This is a genomic window from Fibrobacterota bacterium (assembly GCA_019509785.1).
Taxonomy (GTDB): domain Bacteria; phylum Fibrobacterota; class Fibrobacteria; order UBA11236; family UBA11236; genus Chersky-265.
This window is the reverse complement of record JAEKLQ010000028.1, coordinates 64322-79370: the sequence shown is the minus strand read 5'-3', so window position 1 is coordinate 79370 and position 15049 is coordinate 64322. Positions and strand designations below refer to the sequence as shown.

Sequence of the window (15049 nt, the reverse complement as noted above, 5' to 3'; positions counted from 1 at the left end):
CTGTTCCAGGGGAAAAAAGCTATTCAAGCCGGCCCAGGCAAGGACGCAACTTCCCGAGGCACCATGCCGGCATCGAGAATCTGGCGTACCTTCCGGGTTAAAGCCAAGGGGCTGATGGGTTTCGGGAGGAATCCCTCCCCCGCGCCGTTGGCGCCGCTCTGCAGCAATGCGTCGTCGGTATAGCCCGACATGAACAGGATGGGCAGATTGGGCCTTTCCTTGGCGAGATGGTCGGCCAGCTGGCGGCCGCTCATCCGCGGCATCACCATATCGGTCACCACCACGTGGATGGTTCCGCGGTACTCCCTTGCGATGGTGAGCCCTTCCTGCCCGTCGGCGGCCTCCAGCACTTTATATCCGTAGGATTGCAAAACCAGGCGCGCCAGGGTCCGAACGGCCTCTTCATCCTCGACCAGCAAAATGGTTTCGTCCCCTCTGGGAGTCCGGAAATCCTGCTGCACGGTAATGCGGGACGGTTCGGTTTCCTCGCTAAGGGGAAGATAGAGCCGGAAGTTCGTCCCCAGGCCCGGAAAGCTTTCCACTTCGATATGCCCGCCCGATTGCTTCACGAAACCATATACCATCGCCAAGCCCAGGCCCGTCCCTTTCCCCGCTTCCTTGGTGGTGAAGAAGGGTTCGAAGATGCGCGCGAGAATCGTCTCGTCCATGCCGTTCCCCGTATCGGAAACCTCCACGACCACGTACTCCCCGGGCCGCGCCTCGGGATGCCGGCGTTTTTCGGCCTGGCCGATACGCACGTTGCGGGTCGCTATGGACAGCGTTCCCCCTTTAGGCATGGCGTCGCGGGCATTGACCGCCAGGTTTATAATCGCCTGTTCGAATTGGCCCGGATCCACCTTGGCCATGCCCAGGCGGGGATCCAAGGCTTGCGTCAATTCGATATCCTCCCCGATCAAGCGCCTCAAGAGGCTGATGAGTTCCTCGATCAGCACGTTGAGGCGGATTACTTGGGGCTGGAGCACCTGCTTGCGGCTGAACGCCAGCAATTGCCGGGTCAAGGCTACGGCCCTTTCCCCCGCTTTCTGGATCTCGGCCAAGGGAACGCGGCTGGGATCTTCCGGCCGGAGCCGATTGAAGACCAATTCGCTGTACCCGGTGATAATCATGAGCAAATTGTTGAAGTCATGCGCGACGCCGCCGGCCAATCCCCCCAAGGCTTCCATCTTCTGGGCCTGGCGGAACTGGTCCTCCAGCCGCTTCAGATCGGTGACGTCCCGCGCCAGGCCCACCAACCCGATCACGTTCCCTTGCCGATCGCGATAGATGCCCTTGGTCGTCAGGAAGATGCGCGGCCCTCCGGGGGTGGCCACGGTTTCTTCGAACGTCTCCGTTTCGCCGGTGGCCAGGATGTGGAGTTCGCGCTCCCGGATGACCGCGGCGGCTTCCTGCGCCATGAACTCCCCGTCCACCTTGCCGATCACCTCCTCCACCGCCTTCCCCATGACGCCGGCGCCGGCCGAGTTGATCATCCGGTAACGGCCTTCCACATCCTTGACGAGGATGGCGTCCGGAGTGCCTTCCACCACGGCGCGCAGCAGGTCATGGCTGTCGTTCAGCGCCTTCTCCGCCTGCTTGCGCTCGGTGATATCCCGGCCGAGGGCGACGGACAATCGCTTTCCCCCATATTGGAAGGGCCGCACGCGCAGTTCTACCGGGAATTCCGTCCCGTCCTTGCGGCGATGCCGGGTCTCGAAGGCGAACGTCTCGCCCGCCGCCACGCGCATCCCGATCTTGATGACGTCTTCCGGGGAAAGCCCCACATCGAATTCCCTCGGGTAATGCCCGAGCAATTCCTCCCGGCTATACCCGAGGCTTTCGCAGGTCTGGCGATTGACGTCCAGGATCCTCCCGTAATCATCGGTATCGTGCAGGAAGAACGCGTCGGCCGCATGGTCCACGAAGGTGCGGAGCAAGGCTTCGCTTTCGCGCAGCGCCTCTTCGGCGCGGACCCGCTCCTTGGCTTGCTCTTGCTCCAGGTCCGCCAACTTCGCCTGCGCCAGGGCCCGGGAAGCCCTTTCGTGCAATACGCCCGCCATCCAAGCGGTCAATGGCATCGAAAAGGACCAGATGATAACGCGGTTCAGGTTTTCCGGAGAGTAGTAGAGAACGCCCGGCCCCGAGAAGAAGTAGGCGATATAGCCCCAAGCCACGGCGGCCCCGGCCAACGCCGGGAAGAGGCCGCCGCGAAAGCCCGCGAAGACGATGGCGGGAATGAAGAAGGCGGGAGGATTGGAAATGCGGAAAGGCGTGGCGCGCAGCACCTCGCAGAGGACGGCCAAGGCAACGATGAGGAGGATACCTCCCAAGCGCTCCCTGCGATCCCTGCGATCCCTGCGATCCCTTGGGCGGGGAGATCCCGCCTGGCCCTGCCCGGATTCAGCCATAACGGTAATATGGTTTCAGCGTCCGGATCCGACTACTCCTTTTCCGCGCCGATTTCCGGGCGCGACCATTCATTCCGGCAATTGGAGGAAGGGGATCAATTCCCCTAGTCCGCGGACTTCCACGGACAGGCCCTCGGCCCGGAACGGATGATCCCCATTATCCACGCCGGCGAAGGCCATGCCGGCCGACTGCGCGGCCTCTTGATCCATGATCGCATCCCCGACATACAGGCAGCGGGCGGGGTCGGCCCCGGCTTCCTTCGCCAAGCGGGTCAAATGCTCGGGCTTGCTTCCCGGGGATCCGTGCACCTGGGCGAAAAATCCCCGTAGGGAAAAATGCTCGAGGGTCCGTTCAATGACCTCTTGGGGGGTTCCCGTGACGATGATCATGGGAATGCCGCAGGCCCTGGCCGCTTCCAGGAATTCCCGCGCCCCTGCCATGAGGCGCATTTTCTCCCGGCTCGCCTCGTCATGCTCCCGGAAGCGATCGACGGCGCGGGCGGCCGCCTCGGCGGACATCGGCTTGCCCGTAAGGGACTGGTACATGAAGGGAATGGTCTTGAAGCGCGATAGGCCCGCCGAAGCCAATTGCAGGCGGCGGACGTCTTCGCGGGCGAAGCCCTCGCCGGCGAAGGCGTAGCAGTAAGAGTCGAGCTTGAGGCCCATGGAATCCATGATCACGCCGTCGAAATCGAGGCCGATCAGCGTCGGGGGCCGGGGAACCGGCAAGAACCCGGCCTGCGACGGGTTCTCGGTCACTTCCGCAGGACCGCCGTGGCCTGCAGGAAGCGGCTGGTATAATTGGTGACCGCGCTATCGGCGGCCAGCGCCTTCAAGGAAGGCGAGCTTTGCACCTCGTCTTGCACGTCGGCCACGCGCGTCTCGGGGGCGGGATGGGTGGATGCCATGGCCGCCAATCCTTCCGGGGGCATGCGGCCGAAGAATTTGGCGACGCCCAGGGGATTGCGGCCCACGTTGCCCGCGTATTCTGTCCCGTAATGATCCGCTTCCGACTCGTTGTCGCGCGACACCTTGAGCACCGCCAACTGGCCGAGGGTTTGCCCGACCAACTGGGTCAACTGGCCGGAGTTATTGCCCAGCAAAGCCTGGAGCAATAAGGAAAGGCCCGCCTCCTTGGCCATGGCGTCCCGGTAATGATGGTGCGTCACGTGGGTGATCTCGTGGCCCAGCACGCAGGCCAGCTCGGATTCGTCCTTCATGTTCTTGATGATGCCGGTGTAGATATAGACGTATCCCCCCGGTACCGCGAAGGCGTTGATGATGTTCTTGTCGACCAGGGTGAACTTGAAAGCGTAGCCGGGCTTATCGTCCTTGGGGATGGCATTGAGGATTTCGTTGGCGAGGTTCACCACGTAATCCCGCGCCAGCGCGCTATCGGCGCTCTTGGGCGCGAAGATGGGGTAGGCCGCTTTGCCCGAATCGGTTTGCGACAAGGTGGAATCGAAGGTAAAACCCAGGCGCGACTCGTCGTTCTCGGAAATGAGCAGGGCGCCGGTAGCGCCGAAGAGATCGCAAGAGCACAGCGAAAACACGAGGACGGCGGCGATGGGAAGCAATAACCGATGGATGGGGAAACGCATTTTCACTCCTTGCGGCCCGGATGCGGGCCAAGGGCCCTCAGGCCGCCTGCACGCGGCTCCGGGCCTGGTACATTTTGTAAAAGACCGCCGCATGGATGCCGATGGCGATCGGGAACCAGAAACAATAAACCCAATTTTGGGGGTAGGAGATCATGTATTGGAAGATTTCGCGGGAATACCGCGTAAATGGCAGTTTCGGATTGGCCAGGAAAATCTTGTACTCGGCCGAGAGCACCGAAGTAAGGCCGTAGGTGTTCCAGAAGATCAACAAGGTGCGGTACCATCCTCGATCGGGGCGATTGGCGAGGTACAGCCCTAACGCGCCCAGCCCGGTGAGGATTTCGCTGAAGCCGACTTGCAGCCCGAATTCATCCGGCGCGAAGCCGCCGTAGATGGCGAGGATGAAATGCACGCCCATCAGGCGCGTGATCTGCCAGAGCAGGAGCTCGCGCATGGGTATGGCCAGGACCTTGGGCGCGAGCCGGCCTTTGAAAAGCAGGTCGGCGACGAAAAGGATCCAGGGCAATTGCCCGCAGACGATGAAAAAAGTGGGCCCCTGCCAATCGAGATAGTCCCAGATGCCCAGGAGAAAGGCGAGGTTGAGGGCCAGGAACCAGCCCACCAGGAGCCAAACCTTGCGGCCGAAATGCGCGGGGATGAACGCGAAGGAAAGCAGGCTGAAAGCGTAGAGGGCGAGATCGGGCACCAGCTTGTCCGCCCGATCGATTTCCGACAACCACTCCAGCAAGAGTCTCCCATGGGACCGCCGCGCCGCGGTTCATGGCCCGCGGCATCGCAGATCGTGCGGAAATCTACATAAGTTGGGCCAGGGAATGGGTCCGCTAAATGGGTTTGCCGCCGCCGGAATGCGGGGGCCTAAAGCGCGGAAGCGGGATCAGATTTGCCCGAGGCCGGACAGGACCAGGGAGCAGGCTTCTTCGACTTCCACGCCGGCTGCGGAGAGGCGTTCCGCCAAGCCGGGGTTTTCCGCCCCGGGATTGAAGATCACCCGGGGGATGCCGCTGGCTACGATGGCATCGGCGATCTCGGAGCTGCGCTTGGCGTTCATATAGATCGAAAGCACATCGGCCCCGGCGGGTATTTCAGCCAGGTTCCGGTAGACGGGCAAGCCCTCGATGGCCTTCAAGGCGGGATTGACGGGATACACGGTATGCCCTTTGCCCCGCAAGCGTTTGATCAGCATGTTGCTGTAGCGATCCGGTTTGTCGGAGGCCCCCAGGATGGCGACGGAATGGGGCATAAGAGGAAGATAAGAAGGTCGAAGATGAGAGGGTACAGGGTTAAGGGTAAAGGGTTAAGGTGAATGCGGATTTCATACCCTTCACCCTAAACCCTTTACCCTCTCGCCCGTTTAGGCCCGCCTCCAGACGTCAGGCGGCCGCCTTCCCGCCGCGGCCCGTTCCCTTCAGGAAACCGAAAAGGCTGCCGCATATTCCGCCGATGATATGCGCGAATTGCGAGATGTCGTCGTGATTGAAGGCGTTGGCCACTTCCTTGGCCAGGAAGAGCAACACCACCAGGACGAAGGTGAGCGGGAGTTCCCCGTCCCGGTGATTGGTGAAGGACGAAAGCAGGATCATCATGAAGGCCAGGCCGCTGGCCCCCAAAAGCCCGGTCGAGAAAAAGGCCGCGTTGAGGATGCCGGTGACCAGGGCGGTAATCAACATCATCTTCAGCAGCCGGCCCGATCCGTACTTCTCTTCGATGAGCGGCCCTATCAGCAGGATGACGGAGAAATTGGCGGTGAGATGGGCCCAGTTCTTATGGCCCAGCACGTGGGAAACCAGGCGGAAATAGAACAGGGGATCGGTCCAATGGAAACCGGGATAGGTCGCGAAGAAGGTCGGGGTGAAACGCCCATGCGCCAGGTTGTCGGCCGCCATGATGAGGCAGGCCGCCAGGGCGAAGGACAAGACGACGGGGGAATTCCACGCCGGCCTGAGAGGGAGTTTGGTTTTCGCCATCGGGCGCTCAGGCCATCCGGGGCGCCCGGCCTAGGCGCGGCCGTGCATGAGCTGGTAAGACAAGATACCGTGGGCCACCGAGACGTTGAGGGACTCCACCTTGTTCTTGAGGGGGATCTTCACCACCGTATCGGCCATGTCCAGGTAGGTCGCGCCCGTGCCCGCGCCTTCGTTGCCCATGATGAGGGCCACCTTCTTGCGCACCTTGGCTTGATCCAAGGTAATCGGCGCATGCGAAGAGGTCGCCACGATGGTGAACCCCTTCTGGCGGAGGAATTCCATTTTGCTTTGCAGATCCTCGCCGGTCTCGAAGGGCAGTTGCAACAAGGCGCCCACCGAGGAACGGACCACCTTGGGATTATAGGCGTCGCAGCAGCCTTTACCCAATACCACCGCGTCCATCCCCAAGGCCAGCGATGTCCGCAAGATGGCCCCCACGTTGCCGGGATCCTGCACGGCGTCGCATAAGGTCACGTAACGCGCGGTGGCCCAGTCCGGCTTCAAGGCCGCGAAATTGGCGACCGCGATGATGGGCTGGGGCGTCTCGGCATCGCTCAGGACCTTCAATTCCTCGGCGGTCACCTGCATCACCTGCACGCGGTTCTTCTTCAGAAGGGCGGCGAGATCCTTGTCGTCGAATTCCTCGGTGATGTACGCGGCCTGGATGATGCCGGAAGAAATGGCCAACGCATCGGCGATGTTCTTGGCTCCCTCCAACAGGAAGCGGCTTTCCTTCCAACGCCCCTTATCGGTCTTGAGCGGCAAAGCAGGCTTGATGTCCGGATGCACGGGCTTATGATCCCCGCTGCCGGCCACCCGTTCGATGGTACGCGGTCCCGCGGGGGGAAAGCTGCGGGGGGCTCTGAAGCCCCCATCCCGGGGGCCGCCACCGCTTTGGGGGCCACCTGCGCCCGGGGCGCGCTTCTGGTATTCGCCGGTACGCGGTCCGAACTCGCGCGGGCCTTTATAGCCTCCGGCTCCTGCGCCCGGACCTCTAGGGCCGGTGCCGGCGCTCGGGCCGCCGGGAGCGCGATCGCGCGGTGCGTCGGGACGGCGGAAATCGCGGGACTCGTTGCGCGGGGAATGGCCGCCGGAAGCTTGGCCTTCGGGGCGCGAGCCGCCTGGGCCTTGGCCGCGCGGGGCGAACTTGGAACCGCCGGGGGCATCGAAACGGCGCGTGGATCGGGACGCATCGGCGTCGCGGGAATTCGTGCGCGGGCCGCGGGGGACGCCCGCGCCTCGGCTGGGAGGCACATCCGCGGGACGGAAACCGCGTCCGGCCGGACGCGGACCCTTGGCGCCCGGACCCTTCGCATCCGATCCGCCTTCGCGGGGTACGTCCCCTATCGAGCGGACCGCGCGCGGGCCGCTCTTGGGGAAACTGCCTTTGATCTTCGGGCCGGCGGGCGTCGCCGCATCCTGGGACGAGGGCGGCCCCCGAAGCGGGGGCTTTTGGGCCTTGGCCGGCTTGGCAGCGGCCGCATCGGAGGATCCGGGCTTAAAGCCCGACAAGTCGAAATCGCCGTCGGAGTCATCGGCTCCGCCGTTATGGCTGGGTTTGTCGGACATTTGTTACCGCGTCTTGGGTTGCAGGGAGGTTTGCCCAAGCATTTCCAGGGCCTTCTTATGGATGCCGTCGGCGTCCATGCCCAGGATCTTGTGCAGCACCGGGATCTCGCCATGGGTGACGAATTCATCCGGCAGGCTGATATGCCGCAGATTGCGATCGGTAATGCCCAGCTCGGTCATGAGCAGGGCGACCGCCTGGCCATATCCACCCATGGGGACGTTGTCCTCCAGGGTCAATACGTGGCGATGGCGGGAAAGGAGTTCGCCGTAGACGGCGCGGTCGAGAGGCTTGGCGAAGCGCGCGTCCACCACGGTCGGGTGCACGCCGTCCTTGGCCAACAGTTCCGCCGCCTTCTTGGCGGGAGCGACCATATTGCCCAAAGCAAGGATCAGGAGGTCCTCGCCTTCCTGAAGGGTATTGGGCTTTCCGAGGGGGATCTTTTCGAAAGGAAGCTTTTCGTCCGGCCTGAAGGCGCTGCCGCGCGGATAACGCAACGCGACGGGGCCGTCGTCGTATTGGACGGCCGTCCATAGCATGTTGCGCAATTCCTTCTCGTCCGACGGGGCCATGATGACCATGCCCGGGATCATCCCCAAGTAGGAAAGGTCCATGGCGCCATGATGGGTCGGCCCGTCGAGGCCCACCAGTCCGGCGCGGTCGATGGCGAAGATCACGTTCAATTCCTGGATGGCCACGTCGTGGATGACCTGATCGATGGCGCGTTGCAGGAAGGTGGAATAGATGGCCACCACCGGCTTCATGCCCTCGCAGGCGAGGCCGGCGGCGAAGGTCACCGCGTATTGCTCGGCAATGCCCACGTCGTACACGCGGTTGGGCATTTCCTTGGCCATGATGTTCACGCCGCAGCCTTCGGGCATGGCGCCCGTGATGGCGAGGACGCGCTTGTCCTGGCGGGCGATCTCGAGCAAGGCGTCGCCGAACACCTGGGTGTAGCTGGGGGTCTTGGCGGGGGCGGCCTTGGGCTTCCCGGATTCGATGTCGAAGGGATTCGAGGCATGCCACTTGATGGCGTCCGCCTCGGACTTGTCCCAACCAAATCCTTTGGTGGTCACCACGTGGACCAGGTTCGGGCCAGGGCGTTTCTTCACGGCCTCGAAGATCTCGATCAGGCCTTCCAGGTTATGGCCGTCCACGGGGCCGAAATAACGGATGCCGAGATCCTCGAAGAAACCGCCGGGCAGGAAAATCTTCTTGAGGCCTTCGTCCACCTTGCTGGCCAGCTTCTGCAAATCCTTGCCGCGCGGCAGTCGGCCGGTGAAATCCCACACCTCGTCCTTGAGGCGGTTGTAGGTCGGATTGGAGATGATGCGGTTCAGGTACTTGGAGATGCCGCCCAGGTTCTTGGCGATCGACATCTTGTTGTCGTTGAGGACGAAGGTGATCTTCTCTTCGGTCTCGCCAGCGTTGTTGAGGGCCTCGTAGACCATGCCGCCCGTCATGGCGCCATCGCCAATCACGGCCACAACGTCGAAGTCCTTGCCCTGGTGGGTGCGGGCGGCGGCGATGCCGAGCGCCGCCGACAACGAAGTCGAAGCATGGCCGGCGCCGAACACGTCGTATTCGCTTTCCTCGCGCTTGAGGAAGCCGGACAATCCCCCGAATTGCTTCAGGGTGTGGAATTCCTTGTAGCGGCCGGTGACCAGCTTATGCGGATAGGCCTGATGGCCGGTATCCCAGATGAGCTTGTCCTTGGGGGTCTCGTAAACCTTGTGCAGGGCTATCGTCAGCTCGACGGCGCCCAGGCTGGAGGCCAGATGGCCGCCCTTGGAGGCCACTTGCCTCACGATGGTCTCGCGGATTTCCGCCGCCAGGGCCTTGAGTTGCTCGAGGGATAGGCCGCGCAGGTCGGCGGGCGAATGGATGGATTCCAGCATGTGGTCAGTGCACCCGGGTAATGATGTAATCGGCGATGAGTTCCAGCGTGCTTCCTTGGATGGGAAGCTTCCGCAATTCCAGTTTGGCCTCTTCGATCAGCTGGCGTGCCCGTTCCTTGGAGGCGGGGATGCCGATCACGGCCGGATAGGTGGCTTTGCCCTTGGCCAGATCCGAGCCGGCGTCTTTGCCCAAGGCTTCGGTGGTCTGTTCCAGGTCCAGCACGTCATCGACGATTTGGAAAGCCAGGCCGATGCCGTTGCCGAAGGCGCCCAGGCCGGCGATGACTTCGTCGTCGGCGCCGGCGAGTTGCGCGCCCATCACCAGGGAGGCCTCCAGGAGGGCGGCGGTCTTGTGGTTATGGATGTAGTTGACGGTCTCCAGGCCCACTTTCTTGCCTTCGCTTTGGATATCCACCACTTGGCCGCCCAGCATTCCCTTGGTTCCCAAGGCGCGGGCCAAGGTCGCGATGCATTCGGGTTTCCCGGTCTTGGCCAAAAGCTCGAAGGCGTATACGAGGAGGGAGTCCCCCGCCAGGATGGCGATGGCCTCTCCGAAAACCTTGTGGTTGGTCGGCCGGCCGCGGCGGAAGTCGTCGTTATCCATGCACGGCAGATCGTCGTGGATGAGGGAGAAGGTATGCGTCATCTCCAGGGCGCAGGCCGCCAGCAGGACGGCTTCCCCGGTCCCGTGGCAGGCTTCGAAAGAAGCCAAAGCCAAGGCGGGACGCAGGCGCTTGCCGCCCGCGAAGATGGAATAGCGCACGGCCTTATGCAGGTCGGCAGGGGCATCGGATTCGGGGGGCAGATGGCGCTCCAAGGCCGCGTTCACGCGCAAAGAAGCCTGCTTAAGGTACTCCTCGACCGTGACGGCGATTTGGTTCTTTGGGGCTGACATGCTACCTGGGCCGCTTAGGGTTCCTGAATTGACCGCTTATCGTTCCTGAATGTACCGGATCGGTCCGGGACAGGCCTGGGAAAGATACAAAAACCGGCCGGAAATCCGGAAGTCAGCGTGTCCGGGGGGCCCGCGCGGCCGCCGTCATCTCCGCGCTCCGGACCGTATTGCTCAGGAGCATGGCGATGGTCATGGGCCCCACCCCGCCGGGCACGGGCGTGATCCATGCGGCCTTGGCGGATACGGATTCGAAGTCCACGTCGCCGACCAGGCGGAATCCGGATTTGGTCTTGTCGCTCTTCACCCGATTCACTCCCACGTCGATTACCACGGCGCCGGCTTTCACCAAGTCGCCCGTGATGGTCCCGGGACGGCCCATGGCCGCGATCAGGAAATCGGCCTGGCGGGTATACTGCGCGAGATCAGGGGTCCCGGTATGGCAGATGGTGACCGTGGCGTTCGCGAAAGGCTCCTTCTGGAGCAGAATGTTGGCTACGGGCTTGCCGACGATATTGGATCGGCCCGCCACCACCACGTGCTTGCCTTCGGGGCTGAGGTTATACGCGCGCAGCAGCTCCTGCACGCCCCAAGGGGTGCAGGGCCGGAACCCGGGACGACCCAGCATGAGATTCCCCAGGCTGATGGGATGGAAACCATCCACGTCCTTCTTGGCGGAAATGAGATCGAGCAACTTCTCGGAGGGCAAGCGCCCGGGCAAGGGCAACTGGAGCAGGATCCCATGCACGGCCGGGTCTTCGTTCTGCCGGAGCAGATGCTCGGTCAACTCCCCTTCGGAGATCGAAGCCGGCAAGCGGTGGGTCCAAGCCTGGATGCCGACCTCCTTGGCCGCCGCATCCTTGCCGTTGACGTAGGAGACCGAGGCGGGATCTTCCCCCACCAGGGTCACCGACAATCCGGGACGCATGCCTTGGGCGATCAAAGCGGCCACGCGGGGCTTCAGGGCGTTGCGGATGTCGAGGGAAACCTTCTTGCCGTCGATGAGCTGGGCCATGCGGGCAAAGGTAGAAAAGGGGTCTTGCGGGCCAGTCGCCCGCGGGGGGAAATAAGAAACTCCGTCGGCTTACCGCCCATTGTTCTCGGACCTTGTGATCAAAGGATTAATGGACCCCTTCCAGTTCGCGCTTCCCCTCGTGCATCGGACCGCGAGGGCCCGAAGTTGGGGGCATGCGCTAGATGAAAAGAAATGCCATTTTGTTGATCTAGGTTTGTAAGGCCGAGACGCATGAAGCGCGCGACGGAGTTCTTTTCAGGACTCGTTGCCTTTTTCTGGCTCGCTGCTGTAGCCTTCAGACGGGCTTGAGGGCCCGATCCAGGCTCGCGTTGAGCGACCTCGCTTTCTCTTGGATTTTGTCCTGCTGCTTATTGTGCTCTTCGACCTGGGCGCGGAGTTCGAATAATTCCCCCGCCAGATTCATCGCGGCCAAGACCACCACGCGGAACTTGTCCACGTTGATGCCGCCCTTGCCCAGCTCCCGGATCTTAAAATCCAAATATCCGGCGACGCGTTCTATCGTCTGGGGAGGCTGATCGGACTTGACCTGGAAGGTCTCGCCGCAGATGTTGACCTTGTAGGAGTGTTCCACTGGTTCCATCGAGGATGCGGCCTCCACCGCGCGTCCCGCTTGTCCGGGACGGGCGTATCGTTCCTAATATACCATCAGGGCCGGAAAAGCCGCCAGCCCTTGTGCCCCGCCGATACCGGCTTTTTCAGGCGAGGGCCGTATCGAGCCGGCCCACCAAGTCCCGGATCCGCTCGCCGACAAGGTTGATATTGTCCGACTTGGCGTCGATCTCATGGCGGAGCCCGGCCAATTCCTCATCCTTCGCCGCCACCGCCTTCTCCAAATTCCCGGCCCGTTCCAGGGCGGCATGCAACTCCGTCTGGAGATGCTCCCGCTCCTGTTTCAGGCCGTCGATGATGGATACGGCACGCTCCACCTTGTTGGCTAATGCGTCGAATTGACTGAAGTCCATTTGTGCTCCTTCCCGCGCCCGCGGGCACAGGCAAAACTAAACTCCTGCCGGGGCCATGTCTATTAGAGTCCCTAACTTAATGGTTGCCCGGCTGCGACCGCTATTTGAACGCGATCCCCGCGTCCTGGGCCAGCTCCCGATTGACCTTTTCCTGCGCCTTGTTCACTTCTTCGTCCGTTAAGGTACGCTCGGCATTGCGATAGGTAAAGGTGTAATGCAGCGCCTTTTTGCCATCGGGCACCCCGGTACCGCGATAGACGCTATTCAGCCGCGCTTCGATGAGGTTGGGAACGCGGGCCGGGACGCGCGCCAGGATGTCGCCATGGGCCTTGCCTTCGTCGACCAGCAGGTTCACGTCCCGGGACATGGAAGAGAAATTCCCGAAGGGCTTGAACTTGGGGCGTTGGCCGGCCGCGGCGAGCAGGCCGGAGATGGAAACTTCGGCTGCCAGCACCGTGCCTTTCAATTCGAATTGGGAAGCCACGCGCGGATGCAGGATGCCGAAAACGCCGATGCGGGTTTCCCCCGCGGACGGGAGCTTGCGGCCGAACAGGACCCCGGCGCCGGCGGGCGCTTGGCCCAGTTCGGCGTAGATGGCGCCCGATTCCACGGGATGCAACCAGGCCTCGCCGGAGGGATTCCCGAAACGGGCGCTGAGGCCCAGGGCCGCCAAGGCGTTCTCCAGCAGGCCCTTGAGATGGAAGAACTCCACCGGCGCGGCCGCGGCGGCGTCGAGGCTCCATGGCCGGCGATCCGGCCAATCCCCGGCCAGGACGATGCCCAGGGTCTCCTCTTCCCAGATCCCGGGCAAGCGCGCCGTGCGCTCTTCGGGGTGGTGGTAGAAGCAGCGGGCGATTTCGAAGAAGCGGATATTCCGCTCCTGATTGTTCTGGTTGTATGCCGCCGAGGACAACAGGGACGGGAGCGGGGAGGTGGGGAGGATTTCCCATTCCTCGCTCAGGGGATTGCGCAGGGGCACGCAGGCCATGCGCGCATCGTCGGCGGGGAAACCCAGTTTCGCCAACGCCTTGCGCGAGGAAAATCTCAGGGACAAGGTTTCGTTCAGGCCGGCATCCCGCAGGTGATGGCGCAGGGAGCGCGCCAAGGACTCCGCGGGCGGCAGGGCCTTGAACCCCAGGGGCAAGGAAGGAAGCGTGACGGGGATCGCGTTATAATCCCCCAGGCGCGCGATCTCCTCGATGAGATCGACTTCGCGTTCCAGATCCCCGCGGAATCCGGGAACGGAAAAGGCGAGGGCGACCTGTCCGTGGACCAGGGCCGGTTCGTCGCCTGGCGTCCCCCCGGCGGGCGCGCCGCCGGCCTTTAGCTCGATGGATTGGAGCCGCCGCATGCACTCTTCGGCCGACAAGGACGCCCCCAACAGCAGCTCGGCGCGCGCGGGACGCAGGTAGACGCGGCGCGGGGAAGACGGATGCTCCGGGGAAGCCTTTTCCAGCCGGCCTTTGGCCACGACGGGCGTCGCTCCCGCGCCGCCGCACCAGCGCGCGATGAGGGCGGCGAGGTAATCGGCGATCTCGGAGGTGCGCAAGGGATCGATGCCGCGCTCGAAGCGGTAGGACGAATCGCTGGAAAGCCCATGGCGACGGGCCTGGCGGCGGACCACGGCGGGAGTGAAATAGGCGACTTCCAGGAAAACGTCGGTGGTGGCCTCGGATACTTCGGAATCCTTGCCGCCCATCACCCCGGCCAGCACCATCGGGCCTTCGGCGTCGGCGATGACCATGTCGGCCTCGCCGATGTCCCGTTGCGCCCCGTCGAGGGTGGTCAGCTTCTCGCCCGCCTTCCCCTTGCGGATGATCACCTTCTTCCCGCGGATGCGGTTCAGATCGAAGGCATGGGAAGGCTGGCCGAATTCGAACAACACGTAGTTGGTGAGATCGACCACGTTGTTGATGCTGCGTTTGCCGATGGATTTGAGGGCCTTGGACAGCCAATCGGGGCTGGGCCCCACCTTGATCCCCTGGATCACGCGGCCCACGTACTTCGTGCAACCGACCAGATCGTGCAGCTCGATGTCGACCAGGGATACGATGGGCGCGCCCCGTTCATGGATGGCTTCCGAGGGGTAACGCAGCGGTTTCCCGAACTTGGCGGCGATCTCGCGGGCCACGCCGAGATGGCACAGGGCGTCCGGCCGGTTGGGGGTCACGTTGAGTTCCAGGATCACGTCCGAGAGGCCGGGGATCTTTTCCATGGGCAGGCCCAGCGGCGTCTCCGGCGGCAACACCAGGATGCCGTCATGCGATTCGCCCAATCCCACCTCGTCCTCGGCGCAGATCATCCCGTGCGAATCCTGGCCGCGCAGCTTGGCCTTCTTGATTTTGAAACCGGGTTCTCCGCCTTTGCCCGGGATCTCCGCGCCCACCTTGGCGAAGAGCACCTTCTGGCCCTTGGCCACGTTGGGCGCCCCGCATACCACGGGATAGATCTCGCTCCCGTCGCTTACCTTGCATACGGAGAGCTTGTCGGCTTCGGGATGCTTCGCGCATTCGATCACCTCGGCCGAAACGACTCCGGCGACCGAGCCCACGCGGGTCAGGCCTTCGACCTCGAGCCCGAGGGAAGTAAGGGCCTTGGACACTTCGTCCGGATCCTCGCCCGAGGTGCCGGAGAGGTCGACGTATTTCTTGATCCAGTACAGAGAGACGAGCATTTTGTCCTTTATGGCTTCGGGGGGTACAG

General features: G+C 63.1%; 13 protein-coding genes. All 13 read right to left on the bottom strand.

Going from position 1 to position 15049, the window contains the following annotated elements:
* Nucleotides 1-23 precede the first annotated feature (23 nt).
* Nucleotides 24-2327, bottom strand: a complete 2304-nt coding sequence (locus JF616_06445; GenBank protein ID MBW8887384.1) for a PAS domain S-box protein — start codon at nt 2325-2327, stop codon at nt 24-26.
* Nucleotides 2328-2474: 147 nt separating this feature from the next.
* Entirely contained in the window at nt 2475-3164 is a 690-nt protein-coding gene (locus JF616_06440) for an HAD family hydrolase (protein MBW8887383.1), read from the bottom strand.
* Nucleotides 3161-4006, bottom strand: coding sequence for a M48 family metalloprotease (locus JF616_06435; protein ID MBW8887382.1), 846 nt, complete (start codon nt 4004-4006; stop codon nt 3161-3163). The genes JF616_06440 and JF616_06435 overlap by 4 nt, the downstream gene beginning before the upstream one ends.
* A 37-nt stretch (nt 4007-4043) precedes the next feature.
* Nucleotides 4044-4754, bottom strand: coding sequence for a hypothetical protein (locus tag JF616_06430; protein ID MBW8887381.1), 711 nt, complete (start codon nt 4752-4754; stop codon nt 4044-4046).
* A gap of 147 nt (nt 4755-4901) precedes the next feature.
* Nucleotides 4902-5267, bottom strand: a complete 366-nt coding sequence (locus JF616_06425; GenBank protein MBW8887380.1) for a CoA-binding protein — start codon at nt 5265-5267, stop codon at nt 4902-4904.
* A 130-nt stretch (nt 5268-5397) separates the two neighbouring features.
* Nucleotides 5398-5991 carry a rhomboid family intramembrane serine protease gene (locus JF616_06420; protein MBW8887379.1) on the bottom strand — a complete coding sequence of 198 codons (594 nt, stop codon included), beginning with the start codon at nt 5989-5991 and terminating at the stop codon, nt 5398-5400.
* 30 nt (nt 5992-6021) lie between these two features.
* On the bottom strand, nt 6022-7560 hold the full coding sequence (locus JF616_06415) for a hypothetical protein (protein MBW8887378.1): 1539 nt from the start codon (nt 7558-7560) through the stop codon (nt 6022-6024).
* Between the two features lie 3 nt (nt 7561-7563).
* On the bottom strand, nt 7564-9456 hold the full coding sequence (locus tag JF616_06410) for a 1-deoxy-D-xylulose-5-phosphate synthase (GenBank protein ID MBW8887377.1): 1893 nt from the start codon (nt 9454-9456) through the stop codon (nt 7564-7566).
* 4 nt (nt 9457-9460) lie between these two features.
* Nucleotides 9461-10351 (bottom strand): polyprenyl synthetase family protein, encoded by an 891-nt coding sequence (locus JF616_06405; protein MBW8887376.1) that lies wholly within the window; start codon nt 10349-10351, stop codon nt 9461-9463.
* A 112-nt stretch (nt 10352-10463) separates the two neighbouring features.
* Nucleotides 10464-11363: a bifunctional 5,10-methylene-tetrahydrofolate dehydrogenase/5,10-methylene-tetrahydrofolate cyclohydrolase gene (locus JF616_06400; protein ID MBW8887375.1), complete on the bottom strand. Its 900-nt coding sequence runs from the start codon at nt 11361-11363 to the stop codon at nt 10464-10466.
* Nucleotides 11364-11658: 295 nt separating this feature from the next.
* Complete coding sequence (locus JF616_06395) at nt 11659-11964, bottom strand: cell division protein ZapA (protein MBW8887374.1); 306 nt, start codon at nt 11962-11964, stop codon at nt 11659-11661.
* A gap of 115 nt (nt 11965-12079) precedes the next feature.
* Nucleotides 12080-12346: a cell division protein ZapB gene (zapB, locus tag JF616_06390; GenBank protein ID MBW8887373.1), complete on the bottom strand. Its 267-nt coding sequence runs from the start codon at nt 12344-12346 to the stop codon at nt 12080-12082.
* 100 nt (nt 12347-12446) lie between these two features.
* Nucleotides 12447-15020 (bottom strand): phenylalanine--tRNA ligase subunit beta, encoded by a 2574-nt coding sequence (locus JF616_06385; protein ID MBW8887372.1) that lies wholly within the window; start codon nt 15018-15020, stop codon nt 12447-12449.
* Nucleotides 15021-15049 lie beyond the last annotated feature (29 nt).

Excerpts from the sequence above, each read along its gene's own strand:
- JF616_06425 (MBW8887380.1), bottom strand. The coding sequence starts at position 5,267 with ATGCCCCATTCCGTCGCCATCCTGGGGGCCTCCGACAAACCGGATCGC.
- JF616_06395 (MBW8887374.1), bottom strand. The coding sequence starts at position 11,964 with ATGGAACCAGTGGAACACTCCTACAAGGTCAACATCTGCGGCGAGACC.
- JF616_06415 (MBW8887378.1), bottom strand. The coding sequence starts at position 7,560 with ATGTCCGACAAACCCAGCCATAACGGCGGAGCCGATGACTCCGACGGC.
- JF616_06400 (MBW8887375.1), bottom strand. The coding sequence starts at position 11,363 with ATGGCCCAGCTCATCGACGGCAAGAAGGTTTCCCTCGACATCCGCAAC.
- zapB (MBW8887373.1), bottom strand. The coding sequence starts at position 12,346 with ATGGACTTCAGTCAATTCGACGCATTAGCCAACAAGGTGGAGCGTGCC.
- JF616_06435 (MBW8887382.1), bottom strand. The coding sequence starts at position 4,006 with ATGCGTTTCCCCATCCATCGGTTATTGCTTCCCATCGCCGCCGTCCTC.
- JF616_06385 (MBW8887372.1), bottom strand. The coding sequence starts at position 15,020 with ATGCTCGTCTCTCTGTACTGGATCAAGAAATACGTCGACCTCTCCGGC.
- JF616_06410 (MBW8887377.1), bottom strand. The coding sequence starts at position 9,456 with ATGCTGGAATCCATCCATTCGCCCGCCGACCTGCGCGGCCTATCCCTC.
- JF616_06420 (MBW8887379.1), bottom strand. The coding sequence starts at position 5,991 with ATGGCGAAAACCAAACTCCCTCTCAGGCCGGCGTGGAATTCCCCCGTC.
- JF616_06405 (MBW8887376.1), bottom strand. The coding sequence starts at position 10,351 with ATGTCAGCCCCAAAGAACCAAATCGCCGTCACGGTCGAGGAGTACCTT.